Origin of the sequence: Brevibacterium siliguriense (assembly GCF_900105315.1) — a bacterium.
GTDB classification, from domain to species: domain Bacteria; phylum Actinomycetota; class Actinomycetes; order Actinomycetales; family Brevibacteriaceae; genus Brevibacterium; species Brevibacterium siliguriense.
Genome location: NZ_LT629766.1, coordinates 1,392,623 through 1,414,718 on the forward strand (window position 1 = coordinate 1,392,623; position 22,096 = coordinate 1,414,718).

A 22,096-nucleotide genomic window follows, 5' to 3' on the forward strand; every position below is an offset into this window, starting at 1 on the left:
GGGCGCGCGAGCAGGCGCACGTACCAGATGTGCTGCTTACGGGTGCGATTGAAACCAAATGGGAAGAGGGCATATAGGTGAGCGAAGAGAACAACGGACTCCTCGGAGCGGGACGCAGAGCGGCCGTCATCATCGCCTCCACCTCGGCGGCCAGAGGAGAGGCTGCGGACACGACGGGTCCGATCCTCATCGATTGGCTGCGCGGCCGCGGCTATGAGACTCCCGAGGCTATCGTCGTCCGCGACGGCGAACCCGTTGGCCGGGCCCTGCGCGAACTCCTTGTCGACACTCGGGAAGCAGATCGCCCACGCATCATCGTCACCAGTGGCGGCACCGGCCTCGCCCCTGATGATCGCACCCCGGAGTTCACTGCCGACCTCTTAGAGCGCCAATCCCCAGGCCTCATCTATGCGATGTGGCGCAAAGGTCTCGAGACAACATCCTCGGCGGTGATGAGCCGCGGAGTCGCGGGAGTGCGCGGACGCAGCTTCGTCATCAACTTCCCCGGTTCGAAGGGTGGGGTCAAGGACGGGATCACCGTCATCGATGACCTCCTCGAGCACATTCAGACCTCTGTCGAGGACAGCACCGACCACGGACCTCGGGTCTGAGATAGGAGCGGAAGATGCAGATGCGCAAGGCGGTGCGGGCCCGGGTCTATAAGTTCGACGCCACCGGTGAGGTCTCGGCGGGCCCGGATTCCCTGGCAGGGGAGGAGCCGCTGGAGATCCAACTCAACGGTGAGCAGTACACCGTGACCATGCGCACCGCCGGACACGACGTCGAACTCATCGCCGGATATCTGCTCTCCGAGGCGGTCGTGACCTCGATGGACGATATCGAAGAGGTCAACTTCTCCGCCGGACTCGCCCCCGACGGCAGCCGGAACTACAACGTCGCCCAAGTGCGTCTGGCTCCGGGGGTCTGGAATCCAGAGACGGCGCCGGCCCGCAACGTCTACACCTCGTCATCGTGCGGGATCTGCGGAACCGCGGCTGCCGATGCGGTGACGAAAACCTCGGCGTTTCCGCTCATCCCTGCTGCCTTCCAGGTCGAGGACCAGGAGGAGTACGAGTTTCCACAGCTGCTGTCCGCAGCTCGGATCGGTGAGTTGCCCGACCGTCTGCGGGAAACCCAGGAGATCTTCGACAAGACCGGGGGAGTTCATGCCGCCGCACTCTTCGCCGTCGGTGACGATCCGAACGCTGAGCCTGAACTGCTCGTCGGTCGCGAGGACGTCGGCCGGCACAATGCTGTCGACAAAGTCATCGGCTGGGCCATGGCCAACCGGGGCCTGCCACTGCGGTCGACCGTACTGCAAGTGTCCGCGCGGGCATCGTTCGAGCTCGTCCAGAAGTGCGCGATGGCAGGCATCCCGATGATGTCCGCGGTCAGCGCCCCCTCCGCGATGGCTGTCGAATACGGCAAAGACGTAGGCGTGAGCGTCATCGGTTTCAACCGCAAGGGCAGGTTCAATGCATACTCATACCCCGAGCGCGTGGCCTGAATTCGTCGGTCACTGAGCGCGAAAGCTAACTCGACGAGACGAGCAACTGTTTTCGATGACGAAGCGGAGTGACGCCGAAACGAGCATGGTAACTCCGTGAGAACTGAGCTTGCGAGCGAAACCCGCTGTGTGCGGCGATTTCTGCCATGCTCACCTTGGATGATGAAGCGTCAGTGAGTTTCTTGTGCGCTGTATCAAGCCGTGCTGCGAGGACTGCGCGCGGAACGCTCAATCCGACTTCGGCAAAGAGCCGAGAGAGCTGACGTTCGGAGATGCCAATTCGGCGAGCTAGCGCGGATCCGTTGAACTCCGGGTCCTGGTGGTACTCAGCGATGGTCGACAGAGCATCCTCAACCGGTGTTCGTTCGATAGCTGAGCGGGCGAACAGTGTGCCAAGCAGTTCGAGCAGTCTGGTTTCAAGGCGCTCGCCGCGCCATAGCCCTCTGAGCAGTGCACCATCGGCCAGCTTTGCAAGTTCTCGATTCGCAGTATGCAGTGTCAGATCATGCTGAAGGTTGATCAGTGTGGGCCTCCCCACCGAACTCGACCCTGTCATTTCTCGCAGAACCGTTCTCGGCACATGGAGAACAAGCTCATTGACTCCTTCTGACAGATCTCGGGCGAACTCAGCGTCGCCGTCACAGATCAGTACTCTGCCGGGACCGACAACGAACCGTCCCGCGCGGTGGTTGAACGCATTTGCGCCCTCAAGTGGAATATAGGCGATGGCGCCTGTGACTGGATGCGCGGCTATGTCTGCAGCCTGCCGGCGCACCGTGTGCGGACTTCCGACAACCTTCGCAATTCGCAACCGCGGCAGACGCAATGTTGCCGCCTCTGCTCTGAGATCGGCAGCTGGACTCAGGCCAGTCCGCAGACCGACGAGCGACTCAGCATGATGGGCCTCCCACTCGGCGACGCGACGAGCCGGCGGCACAGATTCAGTCGAGAACCAGGTCTGTACCGGTCCCGAAAGTTGTCTGAGGCAGATCTCCGACTGCTCACGCACGTCGTTGACGGTGGACATGGCCACCATCGTAGCCCTATTCCGGGCGGCGGAGTTCGAGTTGTCATTTTTGTTGATTTCCGCCGCATTTCTTCTATGCAGGTGATCGGACTCACTCAATCTGCCACGATTTCAACTATTGCACGACTGACTGCACAAGGCGAGGAGGCCTCATTATGGTCATATTCAACGACGGAGTTGCGGAGACTCAGACCCCAAAAGACAAGGTAGTTGAGACTGACGTTCTCATTGTCGGATCGGGGCCGGCCGGTGCCTCTGCGGCTCTGTTCCTTTCCACTCTCGGTGTCGACAACATCATGATCACCAAATATCGGTGGACAGCGAATACGCCGAGAGCTCACATTACCAACCAGCGGACAATGGAAATCTTCCGAGACGTCGGCATCGAAGAGGAAGTGCTTGCGGAAGCGACCCCGCACGAAATGATTGGGGACACCGTATTCTGCACTTCGATCGCCGGTGACGAGATCGGGAGGATCCTCACCTGGGGCAATCATCCGGCCCGACACGCGGACTATCGCCTGGCATCTCCGTCGCTCAATTGCGATATCCCACAGACATATCTCGAACCAATTCTCGTCAAGAATGCGACAAATCGCGGAACACAGACCCAGTTCTCTACGGAGTACCTCTCGCACACCCAGGATGAGTCCGGCGTCGATGTCAGAGTGCTCAACCGATTGACCGGTCACGAGTACACGATCCGCGCGAAGTATCTCATCGGAGCTGACGGGGCTCGTTCGAAGGTCGCTGCAGACATAGACCTTCCTCTCGAAGGTCAAATGGATATCGCAGGATCGATGAACATCACGTTCAAAGCCGACATGACGAAACTCGTAGGACATCGACCTTCAGTCCTGTATTGGGTCGTCCAACCTGGATCGAACATCGGTGGAATCGGAGCTGGACTCGTCCGCATGGTCAGGCCCTGGGATGAATGGCTCATCGTATGGGGTTTCGATATCAACGAGGGGCCTCCCGAAGTCACGGAGGCGGACGCCCTTCAAATTGTTCGCAATCTCATCGGCGTTCCTGACTTTGCAGCTGAGATCACCGGAATCTCGTTGTGGGGCAACAACGAGCAATATGCGACAAAGCTGCAAAGTGGTCGTGTCTTCTGTGCCGGTGACGCTGTTCACAAACATCCACCGTCGAACGGGCTGGGCTCGAACACTTCGATTCAGGACTCGTACAATCTCGCGTGGAAGCTGGCGGCGGTGTTGAACGGGCACGCCGATGATTCTCTGCTCGAGACCTATTCAGAAGAACGTGCACCTGTGGCCAAACAGATCGTGACTCGTGCGAACCAGTCCGGCCGCGAATTCGGTGCCCTCTTCGACGCACTTGGACTCGAAGAGGGCCAGTCAGCTGAGGAGATGAATGCTGCGATCGCGGCCCGCAAGGACGCTACGCCGGAAGGTGCGGCCATACGTGCGAGGGTCAAAGAAGCGATGGACCTCAAGAACTATGAGTTCAACGCTCACGGTGTCGAGCTCGGTCAGCGCTACAGCTCAACGTGTGTTGTCTCTGACGGGAATGAACCGACACAGAATCCCCGCGATCCGGAACTCTACTATGAAGCCTGTACGGATCCGGGCGTGCGGTTGCCGCATGCCTGGGTCGGCAACTGGCTCGAAAAGTATTCGACTCATGACCTTGTTCCCTACACGAGATTCACGTTGTTGACAGGGACCACTGGGGTGCAGTGGGAAGACGCGGCACATACAGTTGCAGGACGTCTCGGAGTCGATGTAGAGCCTGTGGTCATCGGTCCAGACCGTGAAATCACTGATCTGTATTTCGACTGGACCCGCGTAAGAGGGACCGAAGAGGACGGAGCGATCCTCGTCCGTCCTGATAAACATGTTGCGTGGAGGATCAATACCCTTCCACATGATCCCGTCGAACAGCTCATGGCCGCGCTCACGTCGGTTCTGGGGCTGGAGCGGAGTGAACTTGTCGCAGGAGAGCGTTCAACACGGAAGACTGGAGTATCCATATGACACTCGATTTCACACATAGAACTCTTGGCCAAACAGTCATCTTTGCTCCTGGCCGTGCGGCTGGCGCTGTCGCCGCGGAGGTCGAGAGGCTCGGAGCGAGTGCCGTCATGGTTATCGTCTCCGGGTCTGCAGAAGACAAGGTTCGTGACTTTGAATCGCACTTTCCGGTCGCACTTTGGCACCGAGAAGTTGTCATGCACGTCCCATCCGATGTCGCCGAACGAGCCATTGCCACAGCACGTGAGATCGACGCCGACCTTGTCGTCAGCGTCGGGGGAGGATCGGCGACGGGCCTGGCGAAAGTCATAGCTTTGGAGAACCGTATCCCGATTGTGGCGGTGCCGACGACCTTCTCTGGGTCCGAGGCGACGAACGTATGGGGCAGAACCGAAAACGCTCGCAAACGCACGGGAGTCGACGACGCGGTTCTGCCGACGTCAGTTGTCTATGACGCTGAGCTTGTCCTGGATCTCCCTGCCGACCTCGGAGTGGCCTCCGGTCTGAATGCGCTCGCCCATTGTATTGATTCGATGTGGGCCCCGAATACGGATCCGATCAATCAGGCGATGGCGCTCGAGGGAATCCGTACATTGAATCGTGGCCTGCCCGCCTTGCGAGAGGATTCCGACGACCTGGGTGGCTTGGAACTGACGCTGTTCGGCGCCTACTTGGCTGCCGTCGCGTTCGCCTCGGCCGGTTCGGGCATTCATCACAAAATCGCGCATGTGCTCGGGGGACCTTCAACCTGCCACACGCTCAGACCCATGCAACGATCTTGCCCTACGTGCTTGCCTTCAACGCCGGATCGGCGCCGGAAGCAGAGAAACGCATGGCCGAAGCGTTCGAAGCCGACAGCGCGCTCGCTGGTCTGCAGCGATTGCGCGCTGCCACGGTCGCTCCGCAGTCACTGTCAACCCTCGGATTCAGCGAGAACGACATCCCCCAGGCAGTCGAACTCTCATTGAGTGCGATTCCGAAAAACAACCCCCTGACTCCCACCGAAGACAACCTCACCATGTTGCTGCGTGCTGCCCTCGAGGGTCTCGATCCGATGGAGATGAGCTGACATCCCGCACGCTGCCCCAAGTTCGGGGACGATAAGGAAGGAACGAAAACCGTGAGCGAAACTACAGGTAAGACTACGAAGACCAGTACCCCCAGCCCATCAGAAGTGGAAGAGGCCCTCGTGCGAAAGGTCATCGCCTCTTTCGACGGCTGTACCGACGAACGGCTCAAGGAGCTGCTGACATCCTTGGTCAAGCACCTTCACGATTTCATCACCGATGTTCGTCTGACCGAAACCGAGTGGAACTCCGCGATCGAGTTTCTGACCCAGGTGGGTCACATCACCGACGACCGAAGACAAGAATTCATTCTTCTCTCTGACGTCCTCGGTGCCTCGATGCAGACCATCAATGTCAGTAACCTCCCCTATAAGGACGCGACCGAAGCCACCGTGTTCGGTCCGTTCTTCGTCGATGATGCACCCCTGATCGACAATGGGGGAGACATTGCCGGCGGTGGTATCGGTCAGCCCTGCTGGGTCGAAGGAGTCGTCCGTGACACTGAAGGCAATCCGATTCCTGGCGCCCGCCTCGAAGTGTGGGAAGCCGATGAGGATGGTCTCTATGACGTCCAACATGATGACGGTCGGGTTTACGGTCGAGCGCATCTGTTCGCCGACGAAGCCGGGGCGTTCAGATTCTGGGGGCTCACCCCGACTCCTTACCCGATTCCCGATGATGGTCCTGTCGGTAATATGCTGGCGGCGACCGGGCGATCGCCGATGCGGGCAAGTCATCTGCACTTCATGGTCACCGCGCCGAACAAACGTACTCTCGTCACTCACATCTTCGTCGAAGGCGATGAGCTGCTGACATCCGACTCGGTGTTCGGCGTCAAGGATTCGCTGATCAAGAAGTTCGAACAGCAGCCTGCGGGAACTCCGACTCCCGACGGTCGCGACTTGGGCGGTGAAGCCTGGTCGCGTACTCGGTTCGATATCGTCCTCGCGCCGGAAGGCGTATAAGTCGGTCCGAGGAGAACCGGTCATAGGGTCTTGTCCTGCTGGTGTGTGTGCTGTGCGGGACCCTATGATGGCCGCCGGCTCAGTGGCAACGGATTCCTATGCCGAAAGACCACAACAAAATAGGGTTCGTGGATCTGCGGACATCGTCCTTCTGCTCCTGTTGCCAGGGGCGACGCGTCCTTCTTCGGAACACGCGGAACAGTGCGCATCGGTCGTTCCGATGGGCTCATCGATCTCCGGACAGAGTACGGCGGCTGATCGAGCCGATGGGACGCGGTCGACGAGTCCACGACGCTCGTGTCCTTCTCCGCCGCACAGTCGGCCACCGGGGAAGTCGCCGATATCCCGGCGATCACCCGCCGTGCGCGGGAGGTCGGAGCACTCACCGTCCTCGATGGCACGCAGGCGGTCGGATGGCTGCCGCTCAACGCCGCCGAGGTCGACTTCCTCGCCGTTGCCGCCTACAAATGGCTGTGCGCCCCACGCGGGACGGCGTTCCTCACTATGCCGTGGCAGTTGGCAGCCTCAGCAGACAATGACCGTCCGGACCGCGCCTCGTTCTTCGACCGGCTCAAGCCTCTGGCGGCGGGCTGGTTCGCAGCCGGGGGAGCGGCCAGTTACGGAATGCCGATGCGCTTGGCCGAGGGTGCACGCGCCTTCGACATCTCACCGGCTTGGAATTCGTGGGTCGGTACGGCTCCGGCGCTCAACGCAGTGACGGACACCGTGACTTCCTGACAGGAGCTGTTAGCTGCCCCTGGCTGCTGGTCGCTCTGCGGGTCGCCTCGGCGGCGTGATCGAGGATCCCCGCAATGGCCTCCGAGGTCGCATCATCGAGCCCGACCTGTCTCGGCGCTGAGCCCCGAGGAAGTCGGTAACACAGCCATAACGATCGACCGGTCGTTTGCCGACGGCGAACAGTCGTCCAGCCCAGCCGGTCGCGGTAATACCGCTTTTATGAAAATACTGAAACATTCAACAATTTCTTCATGTGGCCTACCAAGCCCGAACTCGCAGGTTAACCTTGCTGTCGGTGCCTGTCCGGTGCGGCTGGAATGGGCGCGACTGATAGACCCTGCGCATTCCGACCGCAGCTTGCGGCGATACCGACGACGAGATGGAGTGACGATGACCTACACACTGCAGGCCGTTGAGAACTCGGCTGAGAAGGCCAGCCTGATCAGGCGGCTCCGCACCGGAGCCCTCATCGTCATCTTCGCCTCCGTGCTGTGTGGACTGCTGGCATGGAATGAACCGCACCCGGTGGCGGTGGCGCTCGCCGTTCTCGTCGGCGGTGCCGGAATCCTCGCCATCGACATCGCATTGGCTTACCGGGCTGTGGTGCGCCGGTCGAAAGGGTGAACACGACCCGCCTCGTTCTGCCCCTCGCAGTGCCGTGTCACCGCAGTCACTCCGCGCCTGAGACACCTCCACACCCGCCGTCGACCTCCGGCTAGCATGCTGAGTTGAAGCATGCCGTCGACAGGAGGTGAGCGATGGCCGACCACGGCCGGACACCGGACCAGAATCCCGCTGGCATCGGACTGCTCACCGTCCTCCTCGGCGCCGTCGCCGCTGGGCCGATCATGCTCTACGGCCTCAGTGCTACGAGCGATTCGATCATTGCCGAGCTCGGCATCTCCGAAGCCCGCTTCGGCCTGCTCGCCACCACTTGTTTCGGTGCCGCCGCGATCGGCAACGCCACCCTGGGCCGCCTCGCCGATCGACATTCCGATCTCTCGCTCATGGCGTTCATCTTCGTCCTCTCCGCGCTGGCACTCCTGCTGGTGGCCGTGCCTGACGGTTTCGGGATGCTGCTTCTGGCCGCCGCGCTGTCCGGAATCGCCCAATCGTTTCCCAACGGTGTGACCAACCGGATCCTCCTCGAGCGTGTTCCCGACTCCAAGCGCATCAGCTGGGTCGGCATCAAACAGTCCGGAGTCCAGGTCAGCCAGCTCGTCGCCAGTCTCGCCTTCCCTGTTCTGGCGCTCGGTATCGGGTGGCGCGGCGCCGCACTGACTGTCGCGATCATCCCGCTCATCCTGCTTGCGATGACCTGGTCTTCCCTGCGCACCACCCCGCTGCTGACGGCTCCGAAATCCCCAGTCGACACCGCTGCCAAGGCAGCCGACCCCAACCCTGACACCTCAGCCGACACCGCCGCCGAGGCGTCTCACCCCGACCCTGAACTTGCATCCACCCGTCCGGCCAGGCACCCCGGCATGGTGTGGGCATTGGCGCTGTTCGGGCTCATCAACGGCATCGGCGTGCAGGCGACGAACGTGTACATACCGCTCTTCGCCGTGCGCGAGATGGGCTTCAGCCTCGTCCTCGGCGGCGCCGCGGCCGCACTGGCCGGCGTCATCAGCGTCATCGCCCGCGTCACCTGGGCCAGACGCATGGCCAAGGGCGCTTCGGGCCCCCGCCTGCTATTGGTCCTCGCTCTCATCGCCCTGGCCGGAGCGGTGTTGTTCCTCGTTGCCGACGCAGCCGGGTGGAGTCTGCTCGTCTGGGTGGCAGTGGCCTTCCACGGCATCTCCGCGCTCGGCGTCTCGGTCGTGCTCATGGCAGCACTCATGCGAGCGATCCCCGCATCCTCGATGGTCTCGGCCAGCGGCATGGTCACGGCCGGAATGTTCTTCGGCTTCGCCTTGGGCCCGCTGCTCATGGGCATCATCGTGGGCTCACCCGGCGGGTTCGTCCTCGGCTGGATCACCGTCGGCATCACCTATGTGCTGTGCATGATCCTCGCGCTCATTCTCATCCACGCGGTTCACCGTAGGCACTGAACAGCGACCACCCCTGGGACTCAACATAGGGGTTCAGCGACCCTGCCAGACAGGCTCGCGCTTCTCTGCGAAGGCCTGCGACCCTTCGCGGGAATCGGCCGAGCTCAGCATCTTCTGGTAGCGGTCTAGTCGGCCCGAACGCATGAGGGCGAAGCCCTCCTCCACGTCGAGCGTCTGGGTGGCCGAGACCACTTCTCTGATCGCCTGCAGCGCCAGAGGTGCTCCGTTGCCGACGTCCTCCGCGAGTTCGAGTGCGCTGCTGACGACCTCGGAGGGTTCGACCGTCCGATTCGTCAGGCCCCACCGTTCGGCTTCCGCCGCGCCCATCCGACGTCCGGTCATGAGCATCTCCAACGCCACGGCCATGGGCAGGAGCTTGGGCAGACGCAGCACCCCACCGGAGTCGGCGATCATGCCCAGCTGCACTTCGGTCAGCGCGAACTCCGCTTCCGAGGACGCGACGATGAGGTCGGCAGCCAGGGCGAGTTCGAAACCCCCACCGAAGGCCAGGCCGTTGACGGCGGCGATGATCGGCTTCGTCCGGGTGAAGTACTCGGTGAGTCCGGCGAAGCCGCCGGGGCCGTGATCGGCATCGACGGCCTCACCTTCGGCCGCGGCCTTGAGATCCCAGCCAGCGCTGAAAAAACGCGTTCCGCCACCGGTGAGCACTGCCACCCGCAGCTGCGGATCGGCCTCGAACTCGGAGAACGCCGCGTAGAGGGCCAGGCTGGTCGGAACGTCCACTGCGTTGGCCTTCGGCCGATCGAGGGTGATCAGAGCCGTTGTGCCGATTGTTTCAACTGTCACTGGTGCTGTCATTTCAGTCCTTTCATGGGTGTATTCGATCTCGTCAATGACTCAGCGGCGCAGCGCAGAAGCACATCGACCGCCACTGCCCCCTGCCGGATTTCGACGGCTTCGAGCTCATGACCGATCATTTGGTCGCATTCGACAGCGGTCTCGCCCGAGCTCGGGGCCCGTCGCAGGATGAGCGGGTTGACTTCGAGCTCGGTGACCGTGCCGTCGGCCATGGCCCAGTCGACGATCGCGGTGATCGCCTCGACTGCGGCACCGACATCGGCGCGTGCTCGGCCGCGAGCACCGTCGAGCACCGGCCACAGCTTGAGTGAACGCAGCGCCCTGAGGATATCCTCGCGGCGGACCGGCAGCAGGAGGGTGGCGAAGTCGCGGACGACCTCGACGAGGGTGCCTCCGACCCCGAGCGTGAGGATCGATCCGAAAGTGGGATCCGTGCGCAGGCCCACGACGAGTTCGGCGACCCCGTCTGAGACCATCTGTTCGATGAGAAACCGCGTGCCGACGGATTCCAGGGCATCGACGGCCTCGATGACCTCGTCTTCGCTCATCAGCCCGATACGCACTCCTCCACGGTCGGATTTGTGCGCCATGACCGGTTCGATGACCTTCGCAACCACGGGGAAGCCCAGCTGCCCGGCGGCCGCTGCGGCCTCGAGCGGGGTGGACACCACATGACCGACCGGCACCGACAACTTGTGTGCCGACAGTGTTGTCTTCGCACTGTCTTCATCGGCGAGTACCAGATCTCCGGCCCGGGTTGTCTGGCCCGAACGGTCGGCGGTCGGCGCCAGAGGCAGTGGCGGTACGGCCCGGGCCGCCGATATGTCGGCGGCGATGCGGATGGCCGCCATAGCCTCGCGCACTCCGTGCAGCGGTACGATCCCACGGCCGATGAGGTCGATGGCGACGTCCTCGGGCAGGTTCTCCGACATCGAGGTGACGACACCGGCCGGAGCGGGTTGCTCGGCATGGGCTCCGACGAAGGCTTCGAGGGTGCCCATCCAGATGCTGCGGTCAGCCCGGTCGTGACGAGGGATGTCGAGAGCCAGTAGGTGCAGCTGGCTTCCGGCGGTGAGCAGCTGCGAAAAGCATTTCTGCTGGGCAGGAACATCGCCCCAGATGTAGGTCTGATAGTCCAGTGGATTGCGCACATGGATGCGCGGTCCCAAGGCCTCGCGCAGCCCGGCCGCAGCTGCCGCCGGCAGCTCAGGCATCTCGACACCGGCGGCCTCTGCCGCATCGGCCAGCAGGGCGGCCTCGCCTCCCGAACAGCTGGCCGAGGTCACTGTCGGCGCCCTCAGGGCGCCGTGGACGTGCAGCAGCGACAGCGTTTCGACGAACGTCGGCAGATCGTGTGCTCGACCGATGCCCAAACGGGTGAAGAGAGCATCGACGAGGACTTCGGGGCTGCCGAAGGAGTTCGTGTGGCTGAGGTTGGCCTGCTCGCCCAGAGCCGAGGTTCCGGATTTCAGGGCCACGATCGGGACATTGGCCTCCCGGGCCTTGGCGGCCAGGGCCTCGAGCGCGTACACGTCGCCGAGCGCCTCGAGGTGGAGGCCGATGGCGGTGATGCGCGAGTCGTCGAGCAGGCCCGAGGCGAGATCCGCCCCGGACATGGCCGCGCTGTTGCCCAGCGTGGCCAGGAACGCCAAGGGCATGCCCCGACGCTGCATGCTGATGTTCTGGGCGATGTTTCCGCTCTGCGTGATCACTGCGACGCCGGATTCTACCCGACGGCCGCCGTTTTCGTCGGGCCACAGGGCCGCCCCGTCGAGGTAGTCGATGATGCCGATGCAGTTGGGTCCGATGAGCGGCATATCACCGGCGGCCGCGACGAGCTCGTCCTGCAGTTCTGCTCCCGCCGCATTGTCCTCGGCGAATCCCGAGGCGTGGCAGATCGCACCTCCGACACCGGCGGCGGCGAGCTCCCGCACGACTGCGGGAGATGCCTCGGCGGGCACTGCGACGAGAGCGGCATCGGGGGTTGCCGGCAGATCTGAGATCGATGGGTAGCAGGGCACTCCGGCCAGGGTGTTCCGGCCGGGATTGACCGCCCAGACGGGGCCGTCGAACCCGATCCCACGGGTCTGCTCGATCGCTTTGGCGGCCGTCGTTCCCCCGATGACTGCGATGCTTGCGGGCTTGAGGCAGCGCCGAAGTCTGCGATGGTCGAACATTATGCTCCCAGCGGCCGCAGCAGCGAGCGGGAGATGATGTGACGCTGGATCTCACTGGTGCCGTCCCAGATCCGCTCGACACGGGCATCGCGCCAGAAGCGTTCGATGGGCAGTTCGCTCATCAGTCCCATCCCGCCGAAGATCTGCACCGCGTCATCGGTGATCCGGCCGAGGGCTTCGGAGGCGAAGAGTTTGGCCATAGCCGCGTCCCGGTTGCTCATACGACCGTTCTGCAGGCGGCTGGCGGCCTGCAGCGTCAGCAGTTCTGCGGCCTCGAGGTCGGTGGCCATGTCCGCGAGTTTGAACCCGACGCCCTGGAAACGTCCGATGGTCTGGCCGAACTGCTCGCGTTCGGCCGCCCACTTGGTGGCCATGTCGAGGACGCGACGACTGCGGCCGACGCTGGTGGCGGCCACGCTCAGACGGCTGGCGCCGAGCCACTCATCCATGAGGTCGAAGCCGCGTCCCTCTTCGCCGAGGCGCTGGGAGGCCGGGACCCGGCAGTCGACGAAGGACAGCTCGCACTGATGGTAGCCGCGGTGGGACACGCTCGCCGAACCGCGGGTGACCTCGAAGCCGGGCGTGCCCTTGTCGACGAGGAACGCCGTGATGAGATTACGGGGCCCGCGCGGTGTCTCTTCGACGCCGGTAGCGGCGAAGAGTACGACGAAGTCGGCGGCATCGGCGTGGCTGATGAAGTGCTTGGTGCCGTTGATGACGTAGTCGTCGCCGTCGCGAACGGCTCGGGTGGTCATCGAGCGCACGTCGGAACCGGCACCGGGTTCGGTCATCGCCAGGCAGTCGTGGCGTTCGCCGCGGACGGTGGGCAGCAGGTACCTCTCGCGCTGCTCTCCCTCGCAGGCTTCGAGGATGTTGCTCGGACGGGCGACGAGCATCTGCAGTGCGAAGCTCGTCTTGCCGAACTCGCGCTCGGCCAAGGTCAGACTGATGGGATCGAGGCCGCCGCCGCCGATGTCCTCGGGCATGTTCGCCGCGTAGAGACCGGCGTTGAGGGCTCGCTCGCGGATCTGGTCGGCCAGGCCCTCGGGCAGTTCGTCGAGGCGCTCGACCTCATCCTCGTAGGGCATGAGTTCACGTTCGACGAATTGCCGGACGGTGTCGGCCACTGCCTGCTGTTCGATGTCGAGTGAGAAGTCCATTGTGCGATTCTCCTGGATTGGTGTGTGGGACGGTGTCGGCTCAGCGGCGGCGGATGCCGAGTGGGCGGCCGATGAAGGCGGGACGTTCGAGGCCGGCATGGGCCTGTTGCAGCTGGCTGATGCGCTCGAAGAGCTGATCGCCCATCGTTGCGGAGCGGCCGATCTCAGTGTCGACGTGAACGAGCAGCTGCTCACCCGCGGCGACGATCTCGTCAGTGTTGACATTGCGCATCATGTGCATAATGTGCACTCGCTTGGCGTCGACGTCGAGCACGGCCAGTGCCAGCTCGAACGAATCGCCTTTGCGCGCCTGCGAGATGTTGTGGATATGGGTCTCGACAGTGAAGAGGGAGTGCCCGGCCGCACGGTAGTCCTCATCGATCCCCACGAAACGGAAGAACGCATCGGCGCTGTGGCCGAACGCCAGGAGGTAGCTCGATTCGCTCATATGGTCGTTGTAGTCGACCCACGCTTGGGGAACTTCTGAGCGATAGAGCACGAGAGGTGCGGGAAGCTCGCCGCTCTCTTGCCACTCCATCCGTCTTGTGCCCTCGAATGGGGTTCTGATCCTCGCCTCGTCTTCGGGCATGATGCATTCGCTCCCTCGCATATACTGCAATTACTGTACGCATTATGCAAAAGAGGCGCATATCTTGTCAATACACCCGAGGCAGGGGCAGGCCCTGATACGGTGCAGAGGCGCGCACCGCGCGTTCAAGCAAGGGAGTGCCAATGTCCGAGAAGTCAGGTGCCGAGAGCTCGCCGTCCAGCAGCCGGATCCAGTCCGTGGAAAGAGCGATCGGTCTCATGGAATCCATTGCCGATGGTCCGGAGCAGGGGTCGACCCTGGCCGAGGCGGCCGACGCCTGCGGTATCAATCGGGCGACCGCCTGGAGGCTGCTGGCTACGCTGGAGGATCGCCACTATGTGGAGAAGGATCCATACTCCAGTCGCTACACGATCGGATTCGCAGTCAACCGGCTGGCCCGCAGTGCAGGCGTCGACCATCTCATCAATCGCTGCCATCCGATTCTCAAGCGTCTGTGCGAGGAGACGGGGGAGACCGCCAGCCTGGCAGTCCCTCGTGAGCTCGGCCTGATGTATGTCGATGAGGTCGTCCCGCCTAGCCTGATGACCGTGCGTTGGATAGGGCGCAGGGTCTCATTGCATGCGACCTCGGCCGGCAAGGCGATGCTGGCATGGCTTCCCGAGAGCGATACACGCGCAGTGCTCGCCGCGCCTCTCACCGGTCATACCGAGTCCACGCACACGCGGATGGATGAGCTCGAAGCCGACCTCGCTGAGATCCGTACAGTGGGCTACAGCGTCGCTGCCGGAGAGCTGGAACATGGTGTGTGCGGTGTCTCGGCTGCGATCTGTGCGCCCCGTCGCAACCCCATCGGGGTCATCAGCATCTGGGGGCCGCAGGAGAGGATCCCCGACGAGAGATTCTCGGAACTCGGTGCGCTCGTCACCGCGGCGGTCCGAGAAGCCGTCGGCGGAGCGGGCGACTGAGAACAGCTCGCCTTGCGCATGAGCGGGGCGAGGCTTCTCGGGGAACCCCGGCTGGTCCTGTCGGGCTCCTCAGGCGAATCCGTCCGATCGTGCCTCAGGACTGTTCGGAGCCCTCGGCGACGCGGTCGGTGGCCAGCAGCATCCGATCTCCTGCCTGCACTATGCCCAGGCCCTCGGGGGTGAACGCTCCCGGCACCGCGACCACACCTGAACCGTCGGCCGGATAGCCGCGGGCAAGGCTGCCGGTCGCGGCATTGTGGACGCGCAATGTGCCACCCTCGCGCAGATAGATCAGACCCCCGACGGCCGCCTCGAGCTCGACCGACTGCGGCACCGACACCGGAAGTTCGTTCTTGCCCGTGTCGTCGATGACCGTCAGCCCCTGCTTGCCGAGCGTGACGATGGCCCCGGTGTTCGCATCTTGGGCGACCCCGCGGGCATCGTCATCGAGCAGCTCGCCGGTCTCCAGGTCGAGCACCGGGCCGATTCCGTCTCCGGCGTCGAGGGCGATGACGTCCGCTCCCGGGTCCGCCTCGGGGACGGCACGCAGCTCATCGGCGTTCCAGCCGTTGTCCGGCAGCGACAGCTCCCATGACTGCTCACCGGTGGCACGCATCTTCTCACCGTCGACGCTCAGCACTGTGCCCCGATACTCGCCGAGGGGGCGCACGTCCGAGGACCCGCCCTGTGCCACCTCGCCGGTGGCCGGATCGAGAGCGAGAGCCTCGGTGGGATCGTCATCCTCGGCGGCGAAGACGGTGCCCGGTCCGCGCATCGGACCGGGCACGTCGACGGGGCCCCATTTCTGCTCGCCGGTTTCCAGGCTGTAGGCGCTCGCAGTGACGTCCTCGTTGCAGTCGGTCGACGAATCGGAATCGGTGAGCACGGCCAGGGGTGCGCCGTCGGCATCGACGCTCACGGTGAATCCGGTGCATCCGCTCGGCCGTTCTGCCTGCCACAGCGCGGAGCCGTGGATGTCGACGGCGGAGAACTGGAGGGTCTCGTCGTCGATGCTCGCAGAGAGGAATGCTTCGCCGAGGTGCTTGGGCGGCAGGTCCCATCCGGGCTCGACGAGTTCGAGGGGCTCGATGATCAGCGGCAGCTGCAGATCGGAGGCGTCGACGGCATCGAGGTCGGTGGTGACCTGCTCGGGCGTTCGGTCGAAGTCATCCGGGGCCTGGGAACAGCCTGCGAGGACGAAGGCTCCGATGAGCGCTCCGGCAAGGTATGTGAAGTGTCTGCGGGCGCGCATGGTTCAGTGCTTCGTTCCCGGTGACTGTGACGGCTTCGACGACTCCTCGGCGGAGGCGGTGCCACCCTGACCGGATGCCAAGCCACCCTGACCGGAAGCTGCGATGCCCTGATCGGAGGCCGCGCCCTGATCCGCGGCAGCGGCTCGCCGGGCGCGGCGACGCTCATGGCGGAACCACAGAGCGATCGCGAGTACCGCCAGCACGCAGACGACGATGATGTCGGTCGTCGTCGACGACCACGAACTCACCCATTCCTGAGCATGGGCCAGAGCGGTCGTCGGCACCAGCGACGGTGCCGAGACGAGGCCGTTCGTCGTCCAGAACACGATGCCCACAACGATCATCAGGACACCGGTGACCATCGACATGATGGGCAGTCTGAGACCGAAGAAGGTGACCGAACCCCCGCGGAGAATCGTTCGGGTCCGGGTGCCCACGCGGGTCCACAGGGCCGCGATGACGAACAGCGGCACGACCATCCCTGCCCCATAGACGGCGAGCATGATGCCGCCGAGGACGGAGCTGCCCTTGGTTGCGGCCAGGGTGAGCACAGCGCCGAGGATGGGCCCGGCACAGACACCGGCGATCCCGCTCGTGGCGCCGAGGAGGAAGGTCTTCGTCCACCCGGTCGCCTGCGCGGAGCGCTGCCGGGCGGCATCGGCTCCCGGCAGCATCTTGGCCGGGTCGAAGCCGAAGCCGAAGAATTGGACGATGCCTAAGACGATGAGGATCACCGAGGCGACGAGGACGATCGCGCCGCGGTGGGAGGTGAACAGGGCCCCGAGAGTGCCGGCGCCCATCCCTAAGGGGATGAGCACGACCAGCATGCCCACATAGAAGATGAGGCCGTGGAGGATCAGGCGCGAGCCCGCCCCGACGGTGGAGCCGAAGAAGGCCGGCAGCAGGAGTGCGGCGCAGGGGCTGAGCAGGGCGAGGATGCCCCCGATGAAGGCGCTGATCAGGCTGATATCCATCAGTTCTGTCCTTTCTTCGCCGTCTCGACGGCATCGACGAAGACATCCGTGGGCTGAGCGCCGACGTACGGCTGCCCATCGAGGATGAACGTCGGGGTGGAGAACGCACCGAGGTCGGTGCCCATGGCGGCATTGTCCGCGACCGCCTCGGCGGTCTTCTGGGAGTTCATGTCCGCGGTGAATTCGTCGGTGTCGAGGCCGATCTCTTCGGCTGTGGTGGTCAGAGCTTCGGGGGTGAGTTCATCGGGGGAGCGGGGCTTGCCGCCGGCGAACATCGCATTGTGGAATTCCCAGTGTTTGTCCTGCAGGGCCGCGGCATAGGCGGCCTTCGCGGCCTGCTCGGATGCGGAGCCGAACACATTGACCTCACGCCACTCGATGCGCAGATCACCGGAGTCGACGTAGTCGAGCATCTTCGGCAGCGTGTCCTGCGACCAGGCGGCGCAGTAGGGACACTGGTAGTCGGAGAAGACGACGAGCTTGACCGGTGCGTCGACGGGACCGTCGGACATCGGATCCGATTCTTCACCGGAGTCGACATCGCCGAGATCGGACTGCTCGGGGTCGGCGACCTCGGTGACGACGACCTCGGTTTCGGAGCTTGCACCACCGGCCGTGGGCGTCGACTCGTCTTCGCCGCTGCGGTCGATCACGACGATCATGAGCACGAGCGCCACGGCGATGACGCCTACCGTGGCGGGGATCCACCAGCGGTATTGCGGGCGCGGGGCCGCATGTCTGGCCATGTTCTCACTCCTGAATTACTAAGATGCTTAGTAAACTATAGATCATCGATCTCGTGGGCCGAAAGCCGCGGATCGGCTTTCGCCGGTGTCGACGGCCGGTCATTTCTTCGCTGTTCGGTTCACGGGCGGGACGAGCAGGGGGCTTCCGGGATCGCCGACGAGCCGGGCGCCGGAGTCGGCGATGTGGTGCGGCGCGCCGAAGTCTTCGTGCTCGGGCAGCTCCTCGTCGGAATCGATGAGCTTCCCGTCGTCGGCCGACCGTGTCTGGGTGCCATCGTCGTCCGCATCCCTGGTGCTCGATTCGGTGACGACGAGTCCGGCTCCGACGGCGGAGAGCCCGTCACCTCCGTCCAACGGTGCATCCCAACGCTTCGTTCCGTCGAGGTCGAAGCCGTGCAGCTTCGAGTCGCTGGTCACCAGTGTGCGGCTGTGTGAGTCGAAGCCGGCGCCGTCGATATCGCGGGCGACGGTGTCTCCCGAGCGCAAGTCGATCAGCGTGCGCTGCCCGCCGCCGCTGCCGATGAGTGCGTGGGAGCCTCCGATGGTCTGCCAGGGGGTCTCGCGAGCCTCAGCGGCCGTGAGTCCGAGGTCCGCGACAGGGCGAGTCCACAGTCGTCGACCCTCGAGATCTTCGCCGATGAGCTCCTCACCGTCAGCGAGAACGAGGTGGCGCTCGAGGAGCGCGAGGATCCGCGGGGAGTCGCCGTCCTCGACGGCCAGTACGCCTCCGTTTGCGGGATCGAGGGCGGTGCGGGGGCCGCCGGGGCCGATGAAGTCCTTCGGCGGGCCGGCGAAGACGAGCCCGCTGCCGAGCAGAGGTCCGGGCACCTCGACGGGACCCCAGAGCTTCTCGCCGGTGTGGAGATCGAATCCTGAAGCTGTCGTCGCCAGTGAGCCTCTCGGTCCGGACTGCTGGTCCATGAGTACGGCCACCGGTCCGTCTGCGGAGGCGGTGACGAGGAACCCGGAACACACACGCGGACGCTGGGCCGACCACAGGATCGTGCCGTCTGAATCGACGGCACGGAACTCGAGGTCCGTCTCGGCCTCGTGCAGTGATAGGAAAACGCCTTCGGCCTCCTGGGCGGCTGCGTCCCAGCCGGGATCGACGACTCCGGTGCTGCGCTCCCCGGCGCCGGCAGTCCCTGAACCGTTGATCTCGTCCGGATCGAGTGTCTCGGCCGACGAGTGCACCGGCCGGGGCTCTGTCGATTCGCCGTTCGCGTCGAGGGCCGAGCATGCGGACAGCGAGCCCAGGGTGAGCAGGCAGGCGGGCAGGATCATGGCGAATGCCGCGGGGCGGTTCATGTCTCAGCTCTCGGCTCGGGCAAGCGCCTCATCGACTGCGTCGGTGAACTGCTGGGTGGGCTGTGCTCCGAGCAGCGGTTTGCCTCCGATGATGAAGGCCGGGGTGCTCGAAACGCCGATCGACTGTCCCTCGGCGGCGACGGTCTCGAACTGGTCGTGGGCTTCCGTCGAATTCATATCCTGTTTGAACTGCAGCGGGTCGAGGCCGAGGTCCTCGCCGAGGCTGACGAGCGAGTCATCGTCGAGCTGAGACTTCGGGCGGTGTTCGCCGCCTTCGAACAGGGCGTTGTGATAGTCCCAGTACTCATCCTGCTCGCCTGCGGCGAAGACGGCACGTGCGGCCCGCTCGGACTCCTCGCCGAAGACGGCGAGATCGCGCATCTCGATGCGCAGATCGCCGGAGTCGACGTAGTCCATCATTGCCGGCAGGGTGTCCTCGTTCCATGCTGCGCAGTAGGGGCACTGGTAGTCGGAGTACATGACGAGGGTGACCGGAGCGTCGACGTCCCCGACCGCATTCGTCTCCGCAGGATCTCTGTGCTCGACGAAGGACAGGTCGACGTCGTCTTCGGCAGAACCGTTCTGCGAACTCGAACTCTCTTCTTGGGCGTCGGCATCCGACCCGCCTTGGTTGGCGATGACGATTCCGATGATCACGGTCGCGAGGATGATGACGGTCAGAGGGACGAGCCAGAACATGGGGCCGCGTTCGGTGCGAAGCACAAAAGCCTCCTTAGGGTGAAGTCGTTGGGGTGTGGTCGAGTCGGCGTCGATCTATTTACTATGACTCATAGTATACTAATGTGCATAGTAGACTCGTATCGGTTGCCGCATCGGAGGAGGGCCCTCATGTTCGTCAGTGCTGTCAAGGACGCTTTCCGGGGCCTCCTGCTCTGGGACCGCAGGCGCATCGCTTCGGCAGCGGCCGCAGCGGCAGGGTCCGCTGTGGTCATCGGCCTCGCGACGGTGCTTATTCCCAACTCCCTCTTCGCTCGCGATATCCCGCCTGTATGGTGGGACTACCCGGTGTGGATCCTCACCGCGGTGCTGCTCGGAATGCTCATCGCCACCTATGTGCGCACTCCTGAATCTGCCTCCGAGGCGGAAGCGGGCGGTCGCGATTCCGCGCCTGATGGTCGGTCGAGTGGTCCGGATTCCGGCTCCGAGCCGCGGTCGGGTGTCCTCGGCGGCGTGGGCGGAGTGCTCGGATGGTTCGCCGTCGGATGCCCGGTGTGCAACAAGATCGCGCTGCTCGCCCTGGGCTACACTGGCGCCTTGACCTACTTCGCACCGCTCCAGCCGATCCTAGCTGCCGCTTCGGTCGTCCTCCTGCTGGTGGCGGTGATCATCCGCCTCAAGGGCCAATACTCGTGCCCACTTCCCTCGCCCGAAAGGAGCGTCCGCTCATGACTCACGATGACGATCGGGGTCGGGCCTCCGCGCCGATTCGCCTCGGTGCCCTCGAGAAACAGGTGATGGGCCTGCTGTGGGACCATGAGCCGCTCACGGTTCGCCAGATCATCGAACTCTCGCAGACCGAACCCGCGTACACGACCATCGCCACCGTGCTGACGAACCTCGAGCGCAAAGGGCTCGTCAGCCGCGAGCGTCGTGGTCGCTCGGTCCTCCATGCTCCGCTCGTCAGCCGCGAGCAGCACACGGCGCGGACGATGCAGGCGGCGCTGATCGACGGCGGAGACCGTGCTGCCTCGATCCTCCACTTCGTTGAGGGCATCGATGCCGCCGACGTCCGGCTGCTGCGCAACTATCTCGACTCGAAAGATGCCGCCGAATGAGCCTGCTGATCGGCGGTGCATGCGTCGCCGCGCTCGCCTTCGTCCTCGCTTGGGCCGGTCCCGCCCTCGTTCGCTCTGCCGCGCCGGTTCTCATGCGTGTGCCGCGCGTGGCGGTGTTCGCTCTCCTGTCCCTGCCGCTGCTGTCCTGGGCTGTGGTGACCGCGCTCAGCCTCATGGCGGCTTGGCTGCTCAAAGGCCCCGATGTGCTGCCGGTGCGCATCGGTGATGTGTGTCAGCGCTGTCTTATCGCGGCGAGCCCGTTCGGCGGTGCTCAGATCGACACGCTCATCCCCGTTGTGCTCTTCCTCCTCCTGCCTCTGCTCGTCACCGTCGGATTCCTCATCCGCGGTGGGCTGCTGGCCAGACGGCGGCACCGTGAGAACGTTGCGACGGCTCGAATCCTCGGCCAGGAAGCCGTAGACGTCGAACTGGCCGGGCGGACCGTCAGGATGATCAGCGGCCACCGACATCTGGCCTTCTCCCTGCCGCGCAGGTACGGGGGAGTGGTGGTGTCTGAGAATCTGTGTTCGGCGCTGGAGCCCAGTGAGCTGACGGCAGTGCTCGAGCACGAGAGGGCCCATGTCGACCAGGGTCATCACGGGATCATGGCCCTGGTGGAGACCTTCGTGCGGCCGCTGCGGTTCATTCCGCTCTTCGCCGAGGTTGCTGCCTCGGTCCCGCTCTACCTCGAGATCGCGGCCGATGATCGTGCGCGGAAGGTCGCAGGGACTCCCGCGCTGGCCGGCGCTCTGCTCAAGATCGGGCCACATGTGGGGGAGGGTAGTCACCTCGGCGGTTCGTATGCGCTGAATATCGCCGGGCCTGACCGGGTCCGGCAGCTCGTCGCGCCCGTCAGGATGTCACCGGGGCTGCTGCCGACTGCGGCTCTGAGCAGTGCGCTGACCGCCTTCTGTGTCCTCTTCTCCTCGGTCATCGCCACCTACATCGGCGTTCTGCTCACCGGCTGCACCCTGCCTTGACGGTTCGGAAGCC

20 protein-coding genes and 2 pseudogenes are annotated in these 22,096 nt (G+C 64.1%); 12 read left to right on the top strand and 10 right to left on the bottom strand.

What is annotated here, in order from left to right:
• The first annotated feature begins 77 nt into the window (after positions 1–77).
• Both BLU88_RS06085 and fdhD read left to right on the top strand, forming a co-directional pair.
• Positions 78–611, top strand: a complete 534-nt coding sequence (locus BLU88_RS06085) for a MogA/MoaB family molybdenum cofactor biosynthesis protein (protein ID WP_092011282.1) — start codon at positions 78–80, stop codon at positions 609–611.
• Between the two features lie 14 nt (positions 612–625).
• The gene (fdhD, locus tag BLU88_RS06090; protein WP_092011285.1) at positions 626–1,507 is read left to right on the top strand and encodes a formate dehydrogenase accessory sulfurtransferase FdhD; all 882 of its coding nucleotides are present in this window, start codon (positions 626–628) and stop codon (positions 1,505–1,507) included.
• A gap of 25 nt (positions 1,508–1,532) precedes the next feature.
• Here fdhD and BLU88_RS06095 read toward each other — a convergent pair whose 3' ends face one another.
• Entirely contained in the window at positions 1,533–2,534 is a 1,002-nt protein-coding gene (locus tag BLU88_RS06095; RefSeq protein WP_167356873.1) for an AraC family transcriptional regulator, read from the bottom strand.
• 155 nt (positions 2,535–2,689) lie between these two features.
• Between BLU88_RS06095 and BLU88_RS06100 the strand changes: the two genes are divergently transcribed.
• From BLU88_RS06100 to BLU88_RS06125, 6 genes and pseudogenes are all read left to right on the top strand, one after another.
• On the top strand, positions 2,690–4,537 hold the full coding sequence (locus tag BLU88_RS06100; protein ID WP_092011291.1) for an FAD-dependent oxidoreductase: 1,848 nt from the start codon (positions 2,690–2,692) through the stop codon (positions 4,535–4,537).
• Positions 4,534–5,603: pseudogene (locus tag BLU88_RS19175) on the top strand (maleylacetate reductase). Before BLU88_RS06100 ends, BLU88_RS19175 begins: the two are co-directional and overlap by 4 nt.
• Before the next feature lie 51 nt (positions 5,604–5,654).
• Complete coding sequence (locus tag BLU88_RS06110; protein ID WP_092011294.1) at positions 5,655–6,566, top strand: dioxygenase family protein; 912 nt, start codon at positions 5,655–5,657, stop codon at positions 6,564–6,566.
• A gap of 285 nt (positions 6,567–6,851) precedes the next feature.
• Positions 6,852–7,304, top strand: a pseudogene (locus BLU88_RS06115) (aminotransferase class V-fold PLP-dependent enzyme); the annotation flags it as partial.
• Positions 7,305–7,694: 390 nt separating this feature from the next.
• Entirely contained in the window at positions 7,695–7,928 is a 234-nt protein-coding gene (locus tag BLU88_RS06120) for a hypothetical protein (RefSeq protein WP_092011296.1), read from the top strand.
• A 134-nt stretch (positions 7,929–8,062) separates the two neighbouring features.
• On the top strand, positions 8,063–9,355 hold the full coding sequence (locus BLU88_RS06125; RefSeq protein ID WP_092011299.1) for an MFS transporter: 1,293 nt from the start codon (positions 8,063–8,065) through the stop codon (positions 9,353–9,355).
• Between the two features lie 33 nt (positions 9,356–9,388).
• On the opposite strand, the gene BLU88_RS06130 is transcribed toward BLU88_RS06125, so the two are convergent.
• Genes BLU88_RS06130 through BLU88_RS06145 form a run of 4 tightly spaced genes read right to left on the bottom strand, consistent with a single transcriptional unit; the run spans position 9,389 to position 14,121 of the window.
• Positions 9,389–10,162, bottom strand: a complete 774-nt coding sequence (locus BLU88_RS06130) for an enoyl-CoA hydratase-related protein (protein ID WP_231939636.1) — start codon at positions 10,160–10,162, stop codon at positions 9,389–9,391.
• Between the two features lie 8 nt (positions 10,163–10,170).
• A complete protein-coding gene (locus BLU88_RS06135; RefSeq protein ID WP_092011304.1) occupies positions 10,171–12,351 on the bottom strand; it encodes an acetate--CoA ligase family protein in 2,181 nt (726 codons plus the stop codon).
• Positions 12,351–13,511 (bottom strand): acyl-CoA dehydrogenase family protein, encoded by a 1,161-nt coding sequence (locus tag BLU88_RS06140; RefSeq protein WP_092011307.1) that lies wholly within the window; start codon positions 13,509–13,511, stop codon positions 12,351–12,353. Before BLU88_RS06140 ends, BLU88_RS06135 begins: the two co-directional genes overlap by 1 nt.
• A gap of 40 nt (positions 13,512–13,551) precedes the next feature.
• Positions 13,552–14,121, bottom strand: a complete 570-nt coding sequence (locus BLU88_RS06145) for a thioesterase family protein (protein WP_331712463.1) — start codon at positions 14,119–14,121, stop codon at positions 13,552–13,554.
• Between the two features lie 122 nt (positions 14,122–14,243).
• Here BLU88_RS06145 and BLU88_RS06150 point away from each other — a divergent pair, with 122 nt between their 5' ends.
• The gene (locus BLU88_RS06150) at positions 14,244–15,026 is read left to right on the top strand and encodes an IclR family transcriptional regulator (RefSeq protein ID WP_092011312.1); all 783 of its coding nucleotides are present in this window, start codon (positions 14,244–14,246) and stop codon (positions 15,024–15,026) included.
• 94 nt (positions 15,027–15,120) lie between these two features.
• Here BLU88_RS06150 and BLU88_RS06155 read toward each other — a convergent pair whose 3' ends face one another.
• The 5 genes from BLU88_RS06155 to BLU88_RS06175 all read right to left on the bottom strand — a co-directional run bounded on the left by BLU88_RS06155 (position 15,121) and on the right by BLU88_RS06175 (position 20,030).
• A complete protein-coding gene (locus BLU88_RS06155) occupies positions 15,121–16,278 on the bottom strand; it encodes a hypothetical protein (RefSeq protein WP_092011314.1) in 1,158 nt (385 codons plus the stop codon).
• A gap of 3 nt (positions 16,279–16,281) precedes the next feature.
• Positions 16,282–17,253, bottom strand: a complete 972-nt coding sequence (locus BLU88_RS06160) for a cytochrome c biogenesis CcdA family protein (RefSeq protein ID WP_092011317.1) — start codon at positions 17,251–17,253, stop codon at positions 16,282–16,284.
• Positions 17,253–17,999 carry a DsbA family protein gene (locus BLU88_RS06165; protein ID WP_092011320.1) on the bottom strand — a complete coding sequence of 249 codons (747 nt, stop codon included), beginning with the start codon at positions 17,997–17,999 and terminating at the stop codon, positions 17,253–17,255. Before BLU88_RS06165 ends, BLU88_RS06160 begins: the two co-directional genes overlap by 1 nt.
• A 99-nt stretch (positions 18,000–18,098) precedes the next feature.
• Positions 18,099–19,307: a hypothetical protein gene (locus BLU88_RS06170; RefSeq protein ID WP_092011322.1), complete on the bottom strand. Its 1,209-nt coding sequence runs from the start codon at positions 19,305–19,307 to the stop codon at positions 18,099–18,101.
• A gap of 3 nt (positions 19,308–19,310) precedes the next feature.
• Complete coding sequence (locus tag BLU88_RS06175) at positions 19,311–20,030, bottom strand: DsbA family protein (protein ID WP_197678200.1); 720 nt, start codon at positions 20,028–20,030, stop codon at positions 19,311–19,313.
• A 126-nt stretch (positions 20,031–20,156) separates the two neighbouring features.
• Here BLU88_RS06175 and BLU88_RS06180 point away from each other — a divergent pair, with 126 nt between their 5' ends.
• Genes BLU88_RS06180 through BLU88_RS06190 form a run of 3 tightly spaced genes read left to right on the top strand, consistent with a single transcriptional unit; the run spans position 20,157 to position 22,083 of the window.
• Positions 20,157–20,717 (top strand): hypothetical protein, encoded by a 561-nt coding sequence (locus BLU88_RS06180; protein WP_092011325.1) that lies wholly within the window; start codon positions 20,157–20,159, stop codon positions 20,715–20,717.
• Positions 20,714–21,103, top strand: a complete 390-nt coding sequence (locus BLU88_RS06185; RefSeq protein WP_092011328.1) for a BlaI/MecI/CopY family transcriptional regulator — start codon at positions 20,714–20,716, stop codon at positions 21,101–21,103. The genes BLU88_RS06180 and BLU88_RS06185 overlap by 4 nt, the downstream gene beginning before the upstream one ends.
• Positions 21,100–22,083: a M56 family metallopeptidase gene (locus BLU88_RS06190; protein WP_092011330.1), complete on the top strand. Its 984-nt coding sequence runs from the start codon at positions 21,100–21,102 to the stop codon at positions 22,081–22,083. The genes BLU88_RS06185 and BLU88_RS06190 overlap by 4 nt, the downstream gene beginning before the upstream one ends.
• Positions 22,084–22,096: the final 13 nt, after the last annotated feature.

Bases quoted from the DNA above. Each gene is read 5' to 3' on its own strand.
- fdhD (WP_092011285.1), top strand. From the start codon at position 626: ATGCAGATGCGCAAGGCGGTGCGGGCCCGGGTCTATAAGTTCGACGCC.
- BLU88_RS06095 (WP_167356873.1), bottom strand. From the start codon at position 2,534: ATGTCCACCGTCAACGACGTGCGTGAGCAGTCGGAGATCTGCCTCAGA.
- BLU88_RS06100 (WP_092011291.1), top strand. From the start codon at position 2,690: ATGGTCATATTCAACGACGGAGTTGCGGAGACTCAGACCCCAAAAGAC.
- BLU88_RS06120 (WP_092011296.1), top strand. From the start codon at position 7,695: ATGACCTACACACTGCAGGCCGTTGAGAACTCGGCTGAGAAGGCCAGC.
- BLU88_RS06125 (WP_092011299.1), top strand. From the start codon at position 8,063: ATGGCCGACCACGGCCGGACACCGGACCAGAATCCCGCTGGCATCGGA.
- BLU88_RS06135 (WP_092011304.1), bottom strand. From the start codon at position 12,351: ATGTTCGACCATCGCAGACTTCGGCGCTGCCTCAAGCCCGCAAGCATC.
- BLU88_RS06140 (WP_092011307.1), bottom strand. From the start codon at position 13,511: ATGGACTTCTCACTCGACATCGAACAGCAGGCAGTGGCCGACACCGTC.
- BLU88_RS06145 (WP_331712463.1), bottom strand. From the start codon at position 14,121: ATGCGAGGGAGCGAATGCATCATGCCCGAAGACGAGGCGAGGATCAGA.
- BLU88_RS06150 (WP_092011312.1), top strand. From the start codon at position 14,244: ATGTCCGAGAAGTCAGGTGCCGAGAGCTCGCCGTCCAGCAGCCGGATC.
- BLU88_RS06155 (WP_092011314.1), bottom strand. From the start codon at position 16,278: ATGCGCGCCCGCAGACACTTCACATACCTTGCCGGAGCGCTCATCGGA.
- BLU88_RS06160 (WP_092011317.1), bottom strand. From the start codon at position 17,253: ATGGATATCAGCCTGATCAGCGCCTTCATCGGGGGCATCCTCGCCCTG.
- BLU88_RS06165 (WP_092011320.1), bottom strand. From the start codon at position 17,999: ATGGCCAGACATGCGGCCCCGCGCCCGCAATACCGCTGGTGGATCCCC.
- BLU88_RS06170 (WP_092011322.1), bottom strand. From the start codon at position 19,307: ATGAACCGCCCCGCGGCATTCGCCATGATCCTGCCCGCCTGCCTGCTC.
- BLU88_RS06180 (WP_092011325.1), top strand. From the start codon at position 20,157: ATGTTCGTCAGTGCTGTCAAGGACGCTTTCCGGGGCCTCCTGCTCTGG.
- BLU88_RS06185 (WP_092011328.1), top strand. From the start codon at position 20,714: ATGACTCACGATGACGATCGGGGTCGGGCCTCCGCGCCGATTCGCCTC.
- BLU88_RS06190 (WP_092011330.1), top strand. From the start codon at position 21,100: ATGAGCCTGCTGATCGGCGGTGCATGCGTCGCCGCGCTCGCCTTCGTC.